The 16,134-nt window shown below is 30.5% G+C and carries 14 protein-coding genes; 12 read left to right on the forward strand and 2 right to left on the reverse strand.

The annotated features are described in order from the left end of the window. Positions 1 to 16: 16 nt before the first annotated feature. Positions 17 to 202, reverse strand: a complete 186-nt coding sequence (locus ACJDT4_RS15345; RefSeq protein WP_406788451.1) for an alpha/beta-type small acid-soluble spore protein — start codon at positions 200 to 202, stop codon at positions 17 to 19. 145 nt (positions 203 to 347) lie between these two features. On the opposite strand from ACJDT4_RS15345, the gene ACJDT4_RS15350 reads away from it, so the two are divergent. Beyond that, positions 348 to 1,418, forward strand: coding sequence for an undecaprenyldiphospho-muramoylpentapeptide beta-N-acetylglucosaminyltransferase (locus tag ACJDT4_RS15350; protein WP_406788452.1), 1,071 nt, complete (start codon positions 348 to 350; stop codon positions 1,416 to 1,418). 305 nt (positions 1,419 to 1,723) lie between these two features. Here the strand turns inward: ACJDT4_RS15350 and rbr are convergent, their stop codons facing one another. Continuing rightward, positions 1,724 to 2,311 carry a rubrerythrin gene (rbr, locus tag ACJDT4_RS15355; RefSeq protein ID WP_406788453.1) on the reverse strand — a complete coding sequence of 196 codons (588 nt, stop codon included), beginning with the start codon at positions 2,309 to 2,311 and terminating at the stop codon, positions 1,724 to 1,726. A gap of 125 nt (positions 2,312 to 2,436) precedes the next feature. Here rbr and ACJDT4_RS15360 point away from each other — a divergent pair, with 125 nt between their 5' ends. From ACJDT4_RS15360 to ACJDT4_RS15410, 11 genes are all read left to right on the forward strand, one after another. After that, positions 2,437 to 3,069 (forward strand): CAP domain-containing protein, encoded by a 633-nt coding sequence (locus tag ACJDT4_RS15360; RefSeq protein WP_406788454.1) that lies wholly within the window; start codon positions 2,437 to 2,439, stop codon positions 3,067 to 3,069. A gap of 371 nt (positions 3,070 to 3,440) precedes the next feature. Next, the gene (gene nifJ, locus ACJDT4_RS15365) at positions 3,441 to 6,956 is read left to right on the forward strand and encodes a pyruvate:ferredoxin (flavodoxin) oxidoreductase (protein ID WP_406788455.1); all 3,516 of its coding nucleotides are present in this window, start codon (positions 3,441 to 3,443) and stop codon (positions 6,954 to 6,956) included. 221 nt (positions 6,957 to 7,177) lie between these two features. Continuing rightward, positions 7,178 to 7,510, forward strand: a complete 333-nt coding sequence (locus ACJDT4_RS15370; RefSeq protein ID WP_406788456.1) for a DUF1292 domain-containing protein — start codon at positions 7,178 to 7,180, stop codon at positions 7,508 to 7,510. 163 nt (positions 7,511 to 7,673) lie between these two features. Continuing rightward, a complete protein-coding gene (locus tag ACJDT4_RS15375; RefSeq protein ID WP_406788457.1) occupies positions 7,674 to 8,315 on the forward strand; it encodes an HAD-IB family hydrolase in 642 nt (213 codons plus the stop codon). Between the two features lie 22 nt (positions 8,316 to 8,337). After that, positions 8,338 to 9,162, forward strand: a complete 825-nt coding sequence (locus ACJDT4_RS15380) for an aminotransferase class IV (RefSeq protein ID WP_406788458.1) — start codon at positions 8,338 to 8,340, stop codon at positions 9,160 to 9,162. Positions 9,163 to 9,364: 202 nt separating this feature from the next. Then, entirely contained in the window at positions 9,365 to 11,278 is a 1,914-nt protein-coding gene (locus ACJDT4_RS15385; RefSeq protein WP_406788459.1) for a flagellar assembly protein A, read from the forward strand. Positions 11,279 to 11,291: 13 nt separating this feature from the next. Then, positions 11,292 to 11,738, forward strand: a complete 447-nt coding sequence (locus tag ACJDT4_RS15390; RefSeq protein ID WP_406788460.1) for a chemotaxis protein CheW — start codon at positions 11,292 to 11,294, stop codon at positions 11,736 to 11,738. Between the two features lie 18 nt (positions 11,739 to 11,756). Further along, positions 11,757 to 12,248, forward strand: coding sequence for a chemotaxis protein CheD (locus ACJDT4_RS15395; protein WP_406788461.1), 492 nt, complete (start codon positions 11,757 to 11,759; stop codon positions 12,246 to 12,248). An 11-nt stretch (positions 12,249 to 12,259) separates the two neighbouring features. Next, positions 12,260 to 13,303: a protein-glutamate methylesterase/protein-glutamine glutaminase gene (locus ACJDT4_RS15400; RefSeq protein ID WP_406788462.1), complete on the forward strand. Its 1,044-nt coding sequence runs from the start codon at positions 12,260 to 12,262 to the stop codon at positions 13,301 to 13,303. 5 nt (positions 13,304 to 13,308) lie between these two features. Next, complete coding sequence (locus ACJDT4_RS15405; RefSeq protein ID WP_406788463.1) at positions 13,309 to 14,073, forward strand: CheR family methyltransferase; 765 nt, start codon at positions 13,309 to 13,311, stop codon at positions 14,071 to 14,073. A gap of 12 nt (positions 14,074 to 14,085) precedes the next feature. Beyond that, positions 14,086 to 16,128, forward strand: a complete 2,043-nt coding sequence (locus ACJDT4_RS15410) for a chemotaxis protein CheW (RefSeq protein WP_406788464.1) — start codon at positions 14,086 to 14,088, stop codon at positions 16,126 to 16,128. Positions 16,129 to 16,134: the final 6 nt, after the last annotated feature.

Raw genomic sequence — 16,134 nt, forward strand, 5'->3', positions numbered from 1 at the left:
TGCTGTACGCTATTTATTATAATTTTGATTCATAATCTGCAACCATTTTTTTGACCATTTCTCCTCCAACAGAACCACATTGCCTAGAAGTAAGGTCTCCATTATATCCATCACTTAAAGGCACATTTAATTCTTTAGCAACTTCCATTTTAAGGTGATCTAAGCCTTCTCTAGCTTCTGGAACTAAATGTTGGTTTGACATGCTTTTCGCCTCCTTTTAGTTTGGTAGTAATAGTTTAACCAATGTTTAAAACAATATGATGGTGAACTTAAGACAAAAAAGGAAGCTTGTATCATTTAATAATTATGATAAAATGTTTTATGTAATTTATAAGGGAGGATTTTTTATGAGTAAATTTAAAATTATAATGACAGGCGGAGGTTCAGCTGGTCATGTGACTCCAAATCTAGCACTTGTTCCCAAATTAAAAGAACTTGGATATGAAGTTCAATATATAGGAACTAGAGATGGTATAGAGAACGGAATTATAAAAAAGGAAAATATAAAGTATCATTCAATATCTAGTGGGAAATTAAGAAGATATTTTGATTTGAAAAATTTTACAGATCCTTTTAAAGTTATTAAGGGTATTTTTAAAGCGATATCAATAATGAAAAAGGAAAGACCTAATATAGTATTTTCAAAAGGAGGATTTGTATCTGTTCCTGTTGTTATGGCAGCACATTTTTGCCACATACCAGTAATTGCTCATGAATCTGATATTACTCCAGGTCTTGCAAATAAGATAGCTGCACCTTATTGTGATAAAGTATGTGTTACATTTCCGGAATCAATCAAAAATATAAAGGGGAATAAAGCTATTTTAACTGGTACGCCTATAAGGCAAGAATTGTTTAAAGGTAATAAAGCTAAGGGACTTGATATATGCGGTTTTAAAGGGGAAAAAGCTGTTCTTTTAGTAATAGGAGGCAGCTTAGGATCAAAAGTAATAAATGATAAGGTACGTGGAATTTTAAAGGAAATAGTAAAAACGTATGATGTAATTCATATTTGCGGTAAGAATAATATTGATAATAGCCTTACAAATTTAAGAGGTTACAAGCAGTTTGATTACGTGTCAGATGAATTACCACATCTTATGCAGGCAGCAGATATAGTTATATCTAGAGCTGGGGCAAATGTAATTTTTGAGCTTTTAGCACTTAAAAAGCCTAATATATTGATACCATTATCGAAAAAATCCAGCAGAGGTGATCAAATATTAAATGCTGCTTCTTTTGAAAAAGCTGGATATAGTGTTGTAATTCAAGAAGAAGATCTAAAAGAAGATAGTCTTAGAAATAAAATAGATGAATTATATAAAAATAAAAAAACTTATATAGATAACATGAATTCCAGCGCTGCAAAAAATTCTGTTGATAATATAATTGAACTAATAAATAAGTATAAAAAATAAATCATGTGTTGTATAACAGAAAACATTATATAATGGAAGTACAAGAAAGCTTAAATGTGGTTTCTAATGTTCTACAGTTAATTTTTAAAGATTAAAAACAAAGGACAATTAATGCTAATTTTTTATGCTTTGCTATGTAAAATACTTATGTTTTACAAATGTAATTTTTGTTATTTTTACAAGTAAAGTGCTGACATTAAGTTTGAAAATTTTATGTAGCAGCAGAAAATTAACTTTTACTTTTCTTTGCCCTTTGTTTTAAATTTAACTAATTACTTAAATAATTAAAAGTAGCTTATTAGATTTTATTTTTCATAATCATTAGCTATTTCAAAGTATCCCTGTGGGTACTTGCATACAGGACATATTGTAGGTGCTGTTGTTCCTACATATATAAATCCGCAGTTTTTACATTTCCAATAGGTCTGTTCTTTCATATTATATATGGTTTTTTCTGAAAGTCTATTTTTGAATTCTAAAAACCTTTTTTCATGACTTTTTTCTATTGCAACTATATTATTGAAAGCCGCCTCTACTTCAGGAAATCCTTCTTCTTTAGCAATTTTTGCAAAGGATGGATAAGCTGTTCCCCATTCCTCTCTTTCTCCTTCGGCTGCATATTCTAAGTTTTGCTCTGTGTTGCCGTATCCTATTGGATATTCCGTATCTACTTTTATTTGTGACTTCCCAAGACCTTGAACAAGAAAATCAAAGAAAACCTTGGCGTGAGCCCTTTCGTTTTCAGCCGTTTCTATAAATATAGAGTAAATCTGATTATAACCTTCCTTCTCGGCAGCTCTCGCATATATTGTATATCTATTTCTTGCCTGTGATTCTCCAGCAAAAGCTTTTGCAAGATTTTCTGAAGTTTTTGTACCTACTAAGCTTTTCATTTTAAAACCTCCAATTTTTTTTGTTTATATAATAAAAAATTGTACTATAACAATTTTATAGGTATAGTATTTCCAAAATTCCTAAAAATAAATATATAAAAATTTTTAGGGAGGAAGAAAGTAATATGAAAAAGTATTCTAAAAAAATATTGATTTTATCCGTAATATTTGCATGCTTAATGCAGATTAATGTATGTGCGAAAATGCAGGAAAAAACTTATGATTATGTTGTTAAGGCAGGAGATACACTATGGAAAATAGCAGTAAAGAATCAAACAGGGGTATCTGAATTAGTTGCAATAAATCCTAAAATATCAAATGCAAACATGATAATGGTTGGCCAGACAATAAAGATACCAGATATAAGAAGTACTCAGTCACAGGAAAATGAAGTTGCAAAGCTTGTTAACGTCGAGAGAAGTAAAGTTGGGCTTCCACCTTTAAAATTAAATTGGGAACTTTCAAGAGTAGCTAGAGTTAAGTCGCAGGATATGTCAGATAAAAATTATTTTTCTCATAACTCACCTACCTTTGGATCTACATTTTCATTAATAGGAAAATATGGAATAGTATATTCTGCAGCAGGAGAAAATATAGCTTATGGATATACTACACCATCAGCAGTTATGAATGGCTGGATGAATTCACCTGGGCATAGAGCTAATATCTTAGGAAAACAATATAATCAAATAGGAGTTGGTATGGTAAAAAATTCAAAAGGACAGCTATATTGGACCCAAGTATTTATAAAACAATAAGACATTAGCTATGAAGTATAATGGAAAAACTTGAAATGGTTTTCAAAGTAGTATATAATTAAAATGCTTTAATAATTCTGTTGAAACTTTTTGAATAAAGTAGTAATATAATTAACTGTGCTTATAAATTCTTAAGTTATTTACAATCATTATTAAAAAGCAAAAGGGAGAAAAAATGTAAATAAGGAAGATAAGCAAAGAAATTTTCGATTTATACAGCAATAATTATTTAAAAATAGTTTTGCTTAAAAAATTTTTTATAGTATAGTTAAAAATGTAACAAACTTTAGTAAGTTTTTATAGGCAAAATCATTTTGCCTATAATTCCTAATATAAAAATATTTTGTATTTAAAGGAAGGGGTATACAAGTATGAAAAAAATGAAAACTATGGATGGTAATACTGCAGCAGCTCATATATCATATGCTTTTACTGATGTTGCAGCAATTTATCCTATTACTCCATCATCACCAATGGCAGAACATGTAGATGAATGGGCAACTCAAGGAAGATTAAATCTCTTTGGACAAAAAGTTAAAATAATGGAAATGCAATCAGAAGCAGGTGCTGCTGGTGCAGTTCATGGTTCACTTCAAGCAGGAGCTTTGACAACTACATACACAGCTTCACAGGGTATGCTTTTAATGATACCAAACATGTATAAAATTGCAGGAGAACTTTTACCTGGAGTATTTCATGTTAGTGCTAGAGCATTAGCTACTCATTCTTTAAATATATATGGAGATCATCAAGACGTTATGGCTGCTAGACAAACTGGTTGTGCTCTTCTTGCTGAAGGAAGTGTACAAGAAGTTATGGATTTATCAGCAGTAGCTCACTTGACTGCTATAAAGGGAAGAGTTCCTTTCATAAACTTCTTTGATGGATTCAGAACTTCACATGAAATTCAAAAAATTGAAGTAATGGATTATGAAGATTTAAGAGGATTACTTGATATGGATGCTGTTAATGAATTCAGAAGAAATGCATTAAATCCAGATCATCCAGTTCAAAGAGGAAGTAATGAAGGTTCAGACGTTTACTTCCAGGGAAAAGAAGCTCAAAACAAATTCTATAATGCACTTCCTGAAATGGTTGAACATTATATGGGAGAAATAAGCAAAATCACTGGTAGAGAATATCACTTATTTAACTACTATGGAGCTGAAGATGCTGATAGAGTAATCATAGCTATGGGATCTGTTTGTGATACTGTAGAAGAAACTATAGATTATTTAAGAGCAAAGGGAGAAAAAGTTGGAGTATTAAAAGTACATCTTTACAGACCTTTCTCAGTTGAGCATTTCTTAAAATATATACCAAAAACAGTTAAGAAAATTGCTGTTCTTGATAGAACAAAAGAACCTGGTTCTCAGGCTGAACCATTATATCTTGATGTTGTTAAAGCATTCTACAATGCAGAAACAAGACCAGTTATAGTTGGAGGAAGATATGGACTTGGTTCAAAGGATACATTACCAGTTCACATTTATTCAGTATTTGAAAACTTAAAAGCTGCTGCACCAAAAGATGGATTTACTATAGGAATAATTGATGATGTTACAAATACATCACTTCCAGTTCCAGATATTGAAATAGATACAACACCAGAAGGAACTAAAGCTTGTAAGTTCTGGGGACTTGGATCAGATGGTACTGTTGGAGCAAACAAGAGTGCTATAAAGATCATAGGAGATCATACAGAAATGTCTGCTCAAGGATACTTTGCTTATGATTCAAAGAAATCAGGCGGTATAACAGTATCACATTTAAGATTTGGTAAGAAACAAATAAAATCACCATATTTAGTTGATAAAGCAGATTTTATTGCTTGTCATAACCAAAGTTATGTTAATAAATATGATGTTCTTGCAGGACTTAAAAAAGGTGGAAACTTCTTACTTAACACAATCTGGAGTCCAGAAGAATTAGAAGAAAAACTTCCAGCTTCTATGAAACAATATATTGCTAAAAACAACATTAATTTTTACACATTAAATGCTGTAAAAATTGCTCAAGCAATAGGACTTGGCGGAAGAGTAAACATGATTTGTCAAGCTGCTTTCTTTAAAATTGCAAACATCATCCCAGTAGAAGATGCTGTTAAATACTTAAAAGAAGCAGTTGTAACAAACTATGGTAAAAAAGGACAAAAAGTTGTAGATATGAATAACGCTGCTATAGATCAAGGTGTTGGAGCTATTGTTAAGATAGATGTTCCAGCAGCATGGGCTAATGCAAAAGACGAAGTTAAGGAAGACGCAGCAAAGCCTAAATTCATAACTGATATACTTGAACCAATGAATAGACAAGAAGGAGATAAACTTCCAGTTAGTGCATTTACAGGAAAAGAAGATGGAACATATCCTGTTGGAACTGCTGCTTACGAAAAGAGAGGAATTGCAATAAATATTCCTGAATGGAATGTAGACAAATGTATTCAGTGTAATCAGTGCTCATTTGTTTGTCCTCATTCAGTAATAAGACCAGTTCTTGCAACTGCAGAAGAAGTTAAAAACGCTCCAGAAGGCATGAAATTTAAGAAAGCAATGGGAGTTAAATCAGGTGAAGAATTAAGCTTCTCAATAGTTATAAGTCCACTTGATTGTACAGGATGTGGAAACTGTGCACAGGTTTGTCCAGCTAAAGAAAAAGCTTTAGTTATGAAACCAGCTGAATCTCAATATGAAGTTGCAAAATTCTTTGATTATGGAACAAGTCTTCCAAAGAAAAAAGAAGTTGCAAACAAATATACAGTTAAAGGAAGTCAATTTGAAAAACCACTTCTTGAGTTTAACGGAGCTTGCGCAGGTTGCGGAGAATCATCTTATGCTAGACTTATAACTCAATTATTTGGTGACAGAATGATGATAGCTAACGCTACAGGTTGTACATCAATTTGGGGATGCAGTGCTCCTTCAACTCCATATACAACTAATGAAAATGGACAAGGACCAGCATGGGCTAACTCATTATTCGAAGATAATGCTGAGTTTGGACTTGGAATGATTCTTGGAGTTAAACAAATAAGAGAAAGATTAGTAGATCTTGCTAATGAAGCAATCAATTCTGGAGTAAGTGCAGATCTTAAAGCAGCACTTCAAGATTGGATTGAAAATAAGGAAAATGGAGAAACTTCAAGAGCAGTTGTAGATAAGTTGTTACCTTTACTTGAAAAAGAAAAAGATGCAAATGCAGCTACTAAAGAATTATATACAAATAAAGATTACCTAGTTAAGAGATCACAATGGATATTTGGTGGAGACGGCTGGGCTTATGATATAGGATACGGCGGTGTTGACCATGTTCTTGCAAGTGGAGAAGATGTAAACATATTTGTATTTGATACAGAAGTATATTCTAATACAGGTGGACAATCATCAAAATCAACTCCAACTTCTGCTATAGCTCAATTTGCAGCTGGCGGTAAGAGAACTAAGAAGAAAGATCTTGGAATGATGGCTATGAGCTATGGTTATGTATATGTTGCTCAAGTAGCTATGGGATCAGATAAGAATCAATTATTAAAAGCTTTAAAAGAAGCAGAAAATTACCATGGTCCATCACTTATAATAGGATATGCACCATGTATTAACCACGGATTAAAAGCAGGAATGGGTTGCAGCCAGTTAGAAGAGAAGAAAGCTGTAGAATGCGGATACTGGGCACTTTACAGATACAATCCATTATTAAAAGAAGAAGGAAAGAATCCATTTGTTCTTGATTCTAAAGAACCAACAGGAGACTTTAAGGAATTCTTACTTGGAGAAGTTAGATTTGCTTCATTAAAGAAAGTATTCCCTGATAAAGCTGATGAATTATATGCTAAGACAGAAAAAGATGCAAAAGAAAGACTAGAAGGATATAAAAAATTAGCTAACCAATAATAAAAAAGGGCTTTTAGCCCTTTTTTATTATAAATAGAAGAAATTAAAAGTAGACTTTATTTTGTATTTTGATTAGATAGAATTAAGAATATTTTATTATAAAATAAAATATTTTAAAAACCCCCTTTTAAAATTGATAAAATAAGGTTAGAATTATAACATAAAGATATATAGTTCTAAATTTAAAACTATATCTTTAGTGAGAAAAGGAGGCAATTTATATGGATGAAAAAGAGAACCTAAATACATGTGACTGCGGTTGCTGCGGAGAGGAACATGAGCATGAACATCATCATGATTGTGACTGCGGATGCGATTGTGGTGAACATGAACCAATGGTAGTTGAACTTGAGGACGAAAATGGAAATTCAATTTCTTGTGAAATTGTAGATGGTTTTGTATATGAAGAAAAAGAATTCGTATTAGTTCAAAATCCTCAAAATGATTCAGTATACTTATTTAAAGTTGAAGGCGAAGAAGGAGAACTTGTAATTCCTGATGATAATGAATTTGAAGCTGCTTCTAAATATTACGAGAGTATTGCCTCAAAGTAAAATAGTACTAGAGTTTAACTACTAATGGTTTTAATCCTTTTCTATATAAGAATTTTTATTAGATAAAAATGTAATAGATTCTTCTATATAGATTCATTTTAAGGTCGATGCATTTTGCATCGGCTTTTTTAAAAAATATATAACAAAATATGGAGATAGACTTATGGAGAAACTTGCTATATTTGATGTAGATTATACTCTTACAAAAAGAGAAACTTTGTTAGAATTTTATTTATTTATGATAAAAAAGAAACCTAAGCTTATTATATATTTGCCTTACAATGTGTTTTCTGCACTCTTGTTTGCAACAGGAATTTTTACAGCAAAAACTGCTAAAGAAAACTTTATATCTTTTATTGATGGAATAGAAGAAAATGAAATGAAAAACTATGTTAAAGAGTTCTATCATAAAAGACTTTCGCGTATATTATATGTTGATGCTATAAATACGATAAAAAAGCTCAAAGGTGAAGGATATAAAATATTTCTTATATCTGCATCTGCGGAATTTTATTTAAATGAACTTTACAACATAAAAGAAGTTGATAAAGTTATAGGAACAAGATTTACGCGTGAAGATGGAAAATACAGAAGAAAAATTGTAGGGGAAAACTGTAAGGGTGAGGAAAAGGTAAAAAGATTAATGGAAGTTTTAAAGGAGGAAAATATAGAAGTTGATTTTAAAGCATCATATATGTATTCGGATTCTTTATCAGATTTACCTTTATTTAAATTAGTTGGCCACCCATATCTTGTTAATCCTAAAAAGAAAGACGATAATATTAAAGTTGTTAAATGGAAGTAGAGTAAGCTAGGGGGAATTTTGAATGGAAGTAATTAAAAATGATTATTATATGCTTAATGAAAGTATAAAATCTTCACATGATTTTGATGGCAATTTTATTTCAAAAGGTAAGTCATTATACGAAGTCATAAGGATATATAAAGGCGTACCATTATTTTTTGAAAAACATATTAGTAGAATGTTTAATTCTGCCAATATATCTAATTTAAAATTACCATCTAATGGCGAAAAATTAAAAGCTGCAATATTAAAACTTACTGAAGTTAATGAAGTTCAGTTTGGAAATATTAAAATAGTATTCAATTTTTATAATGACGAGTGCAATTTTTACTGTTATTTTATTGAACATCAGTATCCAAGCGAGAAAGATTATAATGATGGTGTAAGCACTATATTATTTAAAGGAGAAAGAAAAAATCCTAATGCTAAGATTATGGATGTTGATTTTAGAGAAAATGTGGATAGTAAAATAAGAGATAAAAAAGTATTTGAAGCTATATTAGTTGATAGAAATGGAAATATAACAGAAGGTAGTAAGTCTAATATATTTATGGTTAAGGAGAAATGTGTATACACATCACCAGTAGAAGATGTTTTGCCAGGAATAACAAGAGATGTAATTATCGATATAGTTTTAAAATGTGGATATAAACTTAAAGAAGAACGTATTAATTATAAAGATATAAAATATATGGATGGACTATTTATTTCTGGTACATCACCTAAAGTACTCCCTATTAATAAAGTTGATGACATATTATTTAATTCTCAAAATAACTTAATTATAAAAGAAATACACAATCTCTATGAAGAGTATATTGAAGATTACATAAAAAAATTTTTGTAATTTCATATTTGCAGTTTGATTCTTACTGTTTTTGTGCTAGTTTAAATAAAAAATAAAGTAATATACTTATAAAAAGTAAAAAAATATAAAGTATTTGTAAATTTTTACGATAAAAAATAAGTGTATTATGTAAAAAAAGGTAAGTTTCTAATAGTTATGTGATATAATTTATGTATAAATAATTTCATGGGAGTGTATTTTTATGAATAGGGAAATATTTAACGGCTCAACTGTTGAAGAATGCATAAATAAAGCGTGTAATGAATTGAACATAAGCAAAAGCGATATTAAATATGAAATATTGGAAGAAAGAAATGGAATATTTAAAAAAAAAGCACAGATTGCAGTAGAAGTTGAAGAAGAGAAGGATGAAAAAAGTGTAGATGGAACTGCGTGCATTATAAATGGAAAACTTATTGTAACTAATCCAAAGGAAAATGGTGATTTTGCAAAAATAGTGATTCCACAGAATATATTTGTAATAATTGATGGTGTTCAAGTCTTTGGGAAAAAAGAAGTAAACAACTCAATGAATATAAAGTTTAAGTTTGATGAAATTGAAAAACCAACAAGAAAGTTAAATATATCTATTACTCCTGACAATCTTGAAGCTTATATTGATATAAGCTATGTAAGCAAAAATGAGTTTAAGCTTAAAGATGTTCCAGAAAGCAATGAAATAATACTTGAACCTGAAGTTTCTAAACAGCAAAGACCGCCTGCATATACTGAAAGTGAACTTAGGAATGAGCTTAATAAAAATAAAATTGTATATGGTATTTTGGAGGAAAGCATAAAAAAATGCGCTTCAGGCAAGGACATAAGCAGGATGCTTGTGGCAGCGGGAGTAAAGGTCCAAAATGATCAGGATGACAGCATAGAATTTAAAATAAATATAAATGGAAATTCAAAATTTAAAGAAAATGAGAATGGTAATATTGATTTTAAGAGTATTGGATTTGTAAATGCTGTTACAGCTGGAGATATAATCGCAATTAAACATGAAGGAGCAAAAGGAATAAACGGAAAAGATATATATGGAAAAGAAATAAAGAAGAAGCTTGGTAAAAAGTTAAGTATTACTTGTGATGAAAACTGTAAAATAGAAAATAATAAAGTAATAGCTCTTAAAAGTGGAAAAGCTTCTTTTAAAGGAAATAAGTTTTTTATAGTAGGTGTTCATGAGGTTAATTCGGATGTGGATTTAAAAACAGGAAATATCAAGTTTCTTGGTGCGGTGAATGTTAAGGGTAGTGTACTAGAAGGAATGAGTGTAGAATCTGGAAACGATATTATCATTAACAATAATGTTGAAAGTGCGGTTATTAAGGCAAAAGGAAATGTAACTATTGGCAAAAATGCTATATTGTCGCAAATTTATAGCGGCGGAGAAGATGTTGAAGTTTTATCTAAAATTGAGCTGCTGGATAATTTGAGTAAGAATATTGCAGAATTAATAGATGCAGTAAGCCAGATAAAAAAATATAATACTAAAAATAAGTTCTCATCGGATGGAGAAATTATTAAAGTACTTATTGAGAGTAAGTTTAAAAATATAACTAAAATGTGTAAAAGCTATATTTTGCTTGTAAGTAATATTAATGATAAGTTTGAAAAAATATTTATTCAGAAACTAATAGGAATAGCTCCACTTCGTATTAAAGATGCTAATGAACTTATGGCAATAGTTGAAGAAGCAAAAGAAGAAATTGGTAACTTAAAGGCTATACTGTCTATACCTTCAGATATAAATATTTCATATTGTCAAGAGTGCACGATTGAAGGCTCTGGAAACATTTATATTAATGGCAAAGGCGAATATATATCTAATATTACATCAAACAATAGTATTGAGTTTATAAATAAGGATGCAGTAGCAAGAGGAGGACAACTTAAAGCTAAAAATGAAATAAAATGTGGGGTTGTTGGTAGTATTGGAGGGGTTGTGACGAGAGTATGTGTAGATATAAAAGGACATATATATTGTGAAGTTGCTTATCCAAATACTATATTTGCAGTTGGAAATAAAGAATTTACTATTGATAATCCTAGTAAAAATATACACGCTTATGTAGATCATAAAGACGATCTTATAGTAGATAAATTATTATTGTAGGAGGATATATAATATGGATAATAATGAACTGAAGATTCTAATATTCAATGTAAATGGCGAATATTATGCAACAGATATTATGGAAGTAGAAAGAATATTAGGATATGAACCTACGACTAAACTTCCAGATGTGCCGGATTTTGTTGATGGAGTAATTAATTATGAAGGAAAGGTGCTTCCTGTTATATCATTAGCTAAAAGATTTAATATACAAGGTAACGATATAACTCCTAATTCAAAATTAATTGTTGTAAAATATGAAAATGGAAAAATAGGAGTAATTGTAGATCTGGTTTCAGAAGTTAAGGACGTAAGCAGTGATAATGTTGAAGAACCACCTGAAGTCGTATCTGGAATTTCTAAGAGATATCTTAAGGGACTCATTAAGATGGACAATAAGATTATTATTTTCCTTAATATGTCGCAAATATTATCTGAAGAGGAAAAGAAACTGCTGTAAAGTGGTTTGGTTAGTGATATGGAGAATATTGTAGAAGTAAGGGTTGGAATAGCTGACCTTAATATTGCTTTTTCACCAGGAAGGATTATAACAGTAGGGCTAGGGTCTTGCATTGGTATAGCTATATATGATTCGAAAAATAATTTAGGCGGACTTGCACACATTATGCTTCCAGATAGCACTCAGTTTAGCAAAGTTACTAATCCGTATAAATTCGCTGATTTAAGCGTACCATTGCTAGTGAAAAAAATGATAGAAAACGGTGGACAGTCAGGTAACATGAAAGCTAAAATAGCAGGTGGAGCATCTATGTTTAATTTTTCTGATAAGAAAATGAATATGGATATAGGAAATAGAAACAGTATAGCAGTAAAAAAAGTACTTGAAGAAATGAAAATACCAATATTAGGAGAGGACGTAGGCGGAAATAAAGGAAGAACCATGATTTTTGATACATCCAATGGTGTTGTGCAAATAAGAACTGTAGGGTTAGGTATTAAAGAAATTTAATGGAGGCTGTTATGAAGGAAATAAAAGTAATTGTTGCAGATGATTCAGCACTAATGAGAAAGTTAATATCAGATATGCTAAACAGTGATGAAAATATTGAAGTTATTAAAACGGCTTATAATGGCAAGGATTTGATTAATAAAATTCAAGTAGAAAAGCCGGATGCAATAACTCTCGATATAGAAATGCCAATTATGGGGGGAATTGAAACTTTAAAAGAGATGAGAAGGATGAATTGTTTAATACCTACAATTGTTATAAGTGGTGTATCTCATAGAAATACAACACTTACTATGGATTGTTTACATTATGGAGCATTTGATTTTATTGCAAAACCGTCAGGTGGGATGGCTTCTGAAATCATTGATATAAAAAAACAATTAATAGAAAAAGTTAAATTGGCTGCTTATAGAAATTTAAATTTATATGAAACTAAATCTGTAATAAGTAAAGAGGAACATAAAAGGATAGATAATAATGTTAAAATACAAGCAGTAGTTATAGGAGCATCAACAGGCGGTCCAAAAGCTCTATATAAGGTTATAACAAAGTTTCCACAAAACATGGGAGTGCCAATATTTGTAGTACAGCACATGCCAGTAGGCTTTACTAAAGCATTTGCTGAAAGACTTAATGATAACAGCAGCATACGTGTAAAGGAAGCTGAAGACAACGAGATTTATGAAAATAATGTAGTTTATATTGCACCAGGAGGATATCATATGGAAATAGGAAGTAATGGCAGGATAAGTCTTAATAAAGAACCTCCTATATGGGGAGTAAGGCCTGCAGTTGATAAACTTTTTATATCTGCTTCAAAAGTATTTGGGTCACACCTTGTCAGTGCGGTTTTAACTGGTATGGGTAGAGATGGTGCTAATGGAACTAAAATAATTAAGGATAATGGAGGAATAACATTATCAGAATCAGAGTCTACATGCGTTATTTATGGAATGCCAAAAGCTGCATACGAAACTGGTAAAGTTGATATAGTTGCTCCAATAGATAGCATTGCAAATGAAATTATAAAGATAACAACCGATATTAGGAGGTAACATTCATGGATTTAGTTGATTTTAAGAAATGGGTTTTAAAGGAATTTGGAATTGATTTGTTTGCGTATAAAGAAAATCAACTTCATAGAAGAATACTGAGTCTTATATCGAGAGTTGGTGCAAAGTCAATTGATGAGTATGTAGAAATTTTAAAGAAAAATGATATGCAGAGACAAAAATTTTTAGATTTTATAACAATAAATGTTACAGAATTTTTTAGGAATCCTGAAATTTTTAAGGAATTTGAAAAAGAAGTAAAAAATATAGCACTTAAAAATAATTATATTAAAATATGGAGCGCAGCCTGTTCCATAGGAGCCGAGCCATATTCTATAGCAATTATACTAGACAAGCTTGGATATAATGGCAAAAGCAGTATAATTGCTACTGATATTGATATGACCATTTTGAGTAGGGCAAAACAAGGAGAATACATAGAATCTGAAATAAAAAATATAGAAAAGCAAGATTTGCATAAATATTTTCGAAATATGGGCGATAAATATATCATTGATGAAAATATTAAAAATATGATAACATATAAACGGCATGATTTAATATTAGATTCATATGAAAGTGATTTTGATATAATAGTATGCAGAAATGTTGTTATATACTTTAATCAAGATATAAAAGAAAAAATTTATAAAAAGTTTAGTAACGCATTAAAAAAAGGTGGTCTGCTTTTTGTTGGTGCAACAGAAAGCATTTATAACTACAAGGAGTATGGATTTGAAAAAGCTTCTACTTTTATATATAGGAAGCTGTAAGGAGGGGAAATTATGGATACATCGCAATATTTGTCTATGTTTTTAGAAGAATCTAAGGATAATCTGCAGACATTAAATGAAGCACTTCTGCAATTGGAACAAGAACCAGACAATGTGGATAAACTAAATGAAATATTTAGGGTTGCCCATACAATAAAAGGAATGGCTGCAACTATGGGATACAATACTATGGCCGCTTTAACTCATAAGATGGAAGATGTCTTATCAGAGTTTAGAGATGGTCAGCTTAAAGTAACTCAGCAGGTTGTAACTGTATTATTTAAATGCCTTGATACTCTTGAACAAATGGTTGATAACATTGAAAATGGTGAAGAGCAAGAAGTTCCAGTAGATGACATTATAACTAAACTTGAATCAATATCGGAAAAAGGTGCAGCAGGAAGTAATGAAAAAACAGATGAAGCTAAGAAGGTTGAACCAAGTGAACAGCAAGCTGATAATACTTCACCTAAAATAAGCCTTAATGAATATGATGCAAATGTTATAAGACAAGCTATAGAAAAAGGATATAATGCGTTTTCTATAGATATTAATTTAAGTAAATCTACATTATTAAAATCTGCAAGGGCTTTTTTAATATTTAAAAACCTCGAGGAATGGGGAGAAATTACAAAATCTATTCCAAGTACAGAAGATCTTGAAGCAGAAAATTTTGAATTTGAAATAAATCTTGTTTATTTGACTCATAAAAATGAAAATGAGGTAAAAGAAATATTACAAGATATATCAGAAATTGACAGCATTGATATAAAACAGTTGACTCTTGAAGATATTAAAGCTAATTATGCAGAAGAAGGATCAAAACAAGAAGTTAAAGAAAAGAAGCAGGAAAAGAAAGTTGCTCCTAAGAAAAAAGAAGAAAAAGCAAAAAAAAATAAGCCAGCAGAAGCTCCACACAAAAAAATGCATCAATCTGTAAGAGTGGATCTTGAAAGATTAGATAAATTTTTAAATATGGTTTCAGAGCTTGTTATAAATAGGACAAGACTTGAACAAATAAGTCAAAACTATAAACTAGCAGAGCTTAATGAGACTTTAGAGCAAGTAGCAAGAACCACAAATGATCTTCAAGATTTAGTAATGAAAATAAGAATGCTTCCTCTTGATACAGTTTTTAATAGGTTTCCAAGGCTTGTAAGAGATCTTTCTGTTGAATTAAACAAAGAGATGGAACTTATAATAGAAGGTCAGGATACCGAACTAGATAGAACTGTAATAGATGAAATTGGAGAACCACTTATACATTTAATAAGAAACTCAGCCGATCATGGAATAGAAGATTCAAAGGAAGACAGAATAGCAAGAGGCAAGGATCCGGTTGGAAAAATAAAGCTTATAGCATATCAAGAAGGAACTAAAGCAGTTATAAAGGTTCAAGATGATGGTAATGGTATAGATGTTGAAAAAGTAAGAGAAAAAGCAGAAGAAAGAGGAATAAATACCGAAAATATGAGTGAAAATGAAATTGTTAATCTCATATTTGATCAAGGATTTAGTACTAATGACAAGGTAACTGATATTTCAGGAAGAGGAGTTGGAATGGATGTTGTAAAGACTAAAATTTCAGCACTTGGTGGAACTGTTGATATGAGTACTCAGCAGGGAAAAGGCACTACCTTTACTATAAAGCTTCCACTAACCCTTCAAATAATAACAGCACTTTTGGTTAAAGTTGGTTCAGAAAATCTTGCAATATCTTTAAATGCAATAGATAGTGTAATAGATTATGATGAAAGCCAAATAAAGAAAACCAATAATAAGGAAGTTATAATATATAGGGGAAATGTGCTTCCAATAATAAGAGTAAATGAAAAATTGAATCTTCCGAAATCAGATAGTAAAAAAGTATATATTGTAATTGTTAAGGTTGGAGAAAAAATGGCAGGACTTCTTGTGGATTCACTTATGGGTCAACAGGATATTGTTATTAAGCCTCTTGGTAAAACTTTAAAAATGCTTAAAGAGTATATTGGAGCAACTATCCTTGGAGATGGACTTGTAACATTAATACTTGATGTTGCTGCACTAGTTTAGGAGGTG

Source organism: Clostridium neuense, assembly GCF_045310695.1.
In the GTDB taxonomy this organism is placed as follows: Bacteria; Bacillota; Clostridia; order Clostridiales; family Clostridiaceae; genus Clostridium_S; species Clostridium_S neuense.

Bases quoted from the DNA above. Each gene is read 5' to 3' on its own strand.
- ACJDT4_RS15395 (WP_406788461.1), top strand. From the start codon at position 11,757: ATGGAGAATATTGTAGAAGTAAGGGTTGGAATAGCTGACCTTAATATT.
- ACJDT4_RS15345 (WP_406788451.1), bottom strand. From the start codon at position 202: ATGTCAAACCAACATTTAGTTCCAGAAGCTAGAGAAGGCTTAGATCAC.
- ACJDT4_RS15410 (WP_406788464.1), top strand. From the start codon at position 14,086: ATGGATACATCGCAATATTTGTCTATGTTTTTAGAAGAATCTAAGGAT.
- ACJDT4_RS15375 (WP_406788457.1), top strand. From the start codon at position 7,674: ATGGAGAAACTTGCTATATTTGATGTAGATTATACTCTTACAAAAAGA.
- ACJDT4_RS15400 (WP_406788462.1), top strand. From the start codon at position 12,260: ATGAAGGAAATAAAAGTAATTGTTGCAGATGATTCAGCACTAATGAGA.
- rbr (WP_406788453.1), bottom strand. From the start codon at position 2,311: ATGAAAAGCTTAGTAGGTACAAAAACTTCAGAAAATCTTGCAAAAGCT.
- ACJDT4_RS15370 (WP_406788456.1), top strand. From the start codon at position 7,178: ATGGATGAAAAAGAGAACCTAAATACATGTGACTGCGGTTGCTGCGGA.
- ACJDT4_RS15350 (WP_406788452.1), top strand. From the start codon at position 348: ATGAGTAAATTTAAAATTATAATGACAGGCGGAGGTTCAGCTGGTCAT.
- ACJDT4_RS15360 (WP_406788454.1), top strand. From the start codon at position 2,437: ATGAAAAAGTATTCTAAAAAAATATTGATTTTATCCGTAATATTTGCA.
- ACJDT4_RS15405 (WP_406788463.1), top strand. From the start codon at position 13,309: ATGGATTTAGTTGATTTTAAGAAATGGGTTTTAAAGGAATTTGGAATT.
- nifJ (WP_406788455.1), top strand. From the start codon at position 3,441: ATGAAAAAAATGAAAACTATGGATGGTAATACTGCAGCAGCTCATATA.
- ACJDT4_RS15380 (WP_406788458.1), top strand. From the start codon at position 8,338: ATGGAAGTAATTAAAAATGATTATTATATGCTTAATGAAAGTATAAAA.
- ACJDT4_RS15390 (WP_406788460.1), top strand. From the start codon at position 11,292: ATGGATAATAATGAACTGAAGATTCTAATATTCAATGTAAATGGCGAA.
- ACJDT4_RS15385 (WP_406788459.1), top strand. From the start codon at position 9,365: ATGAATAGGGAAATATTTAACGGCTCAACTGTTGAAGAATGCATAAAT.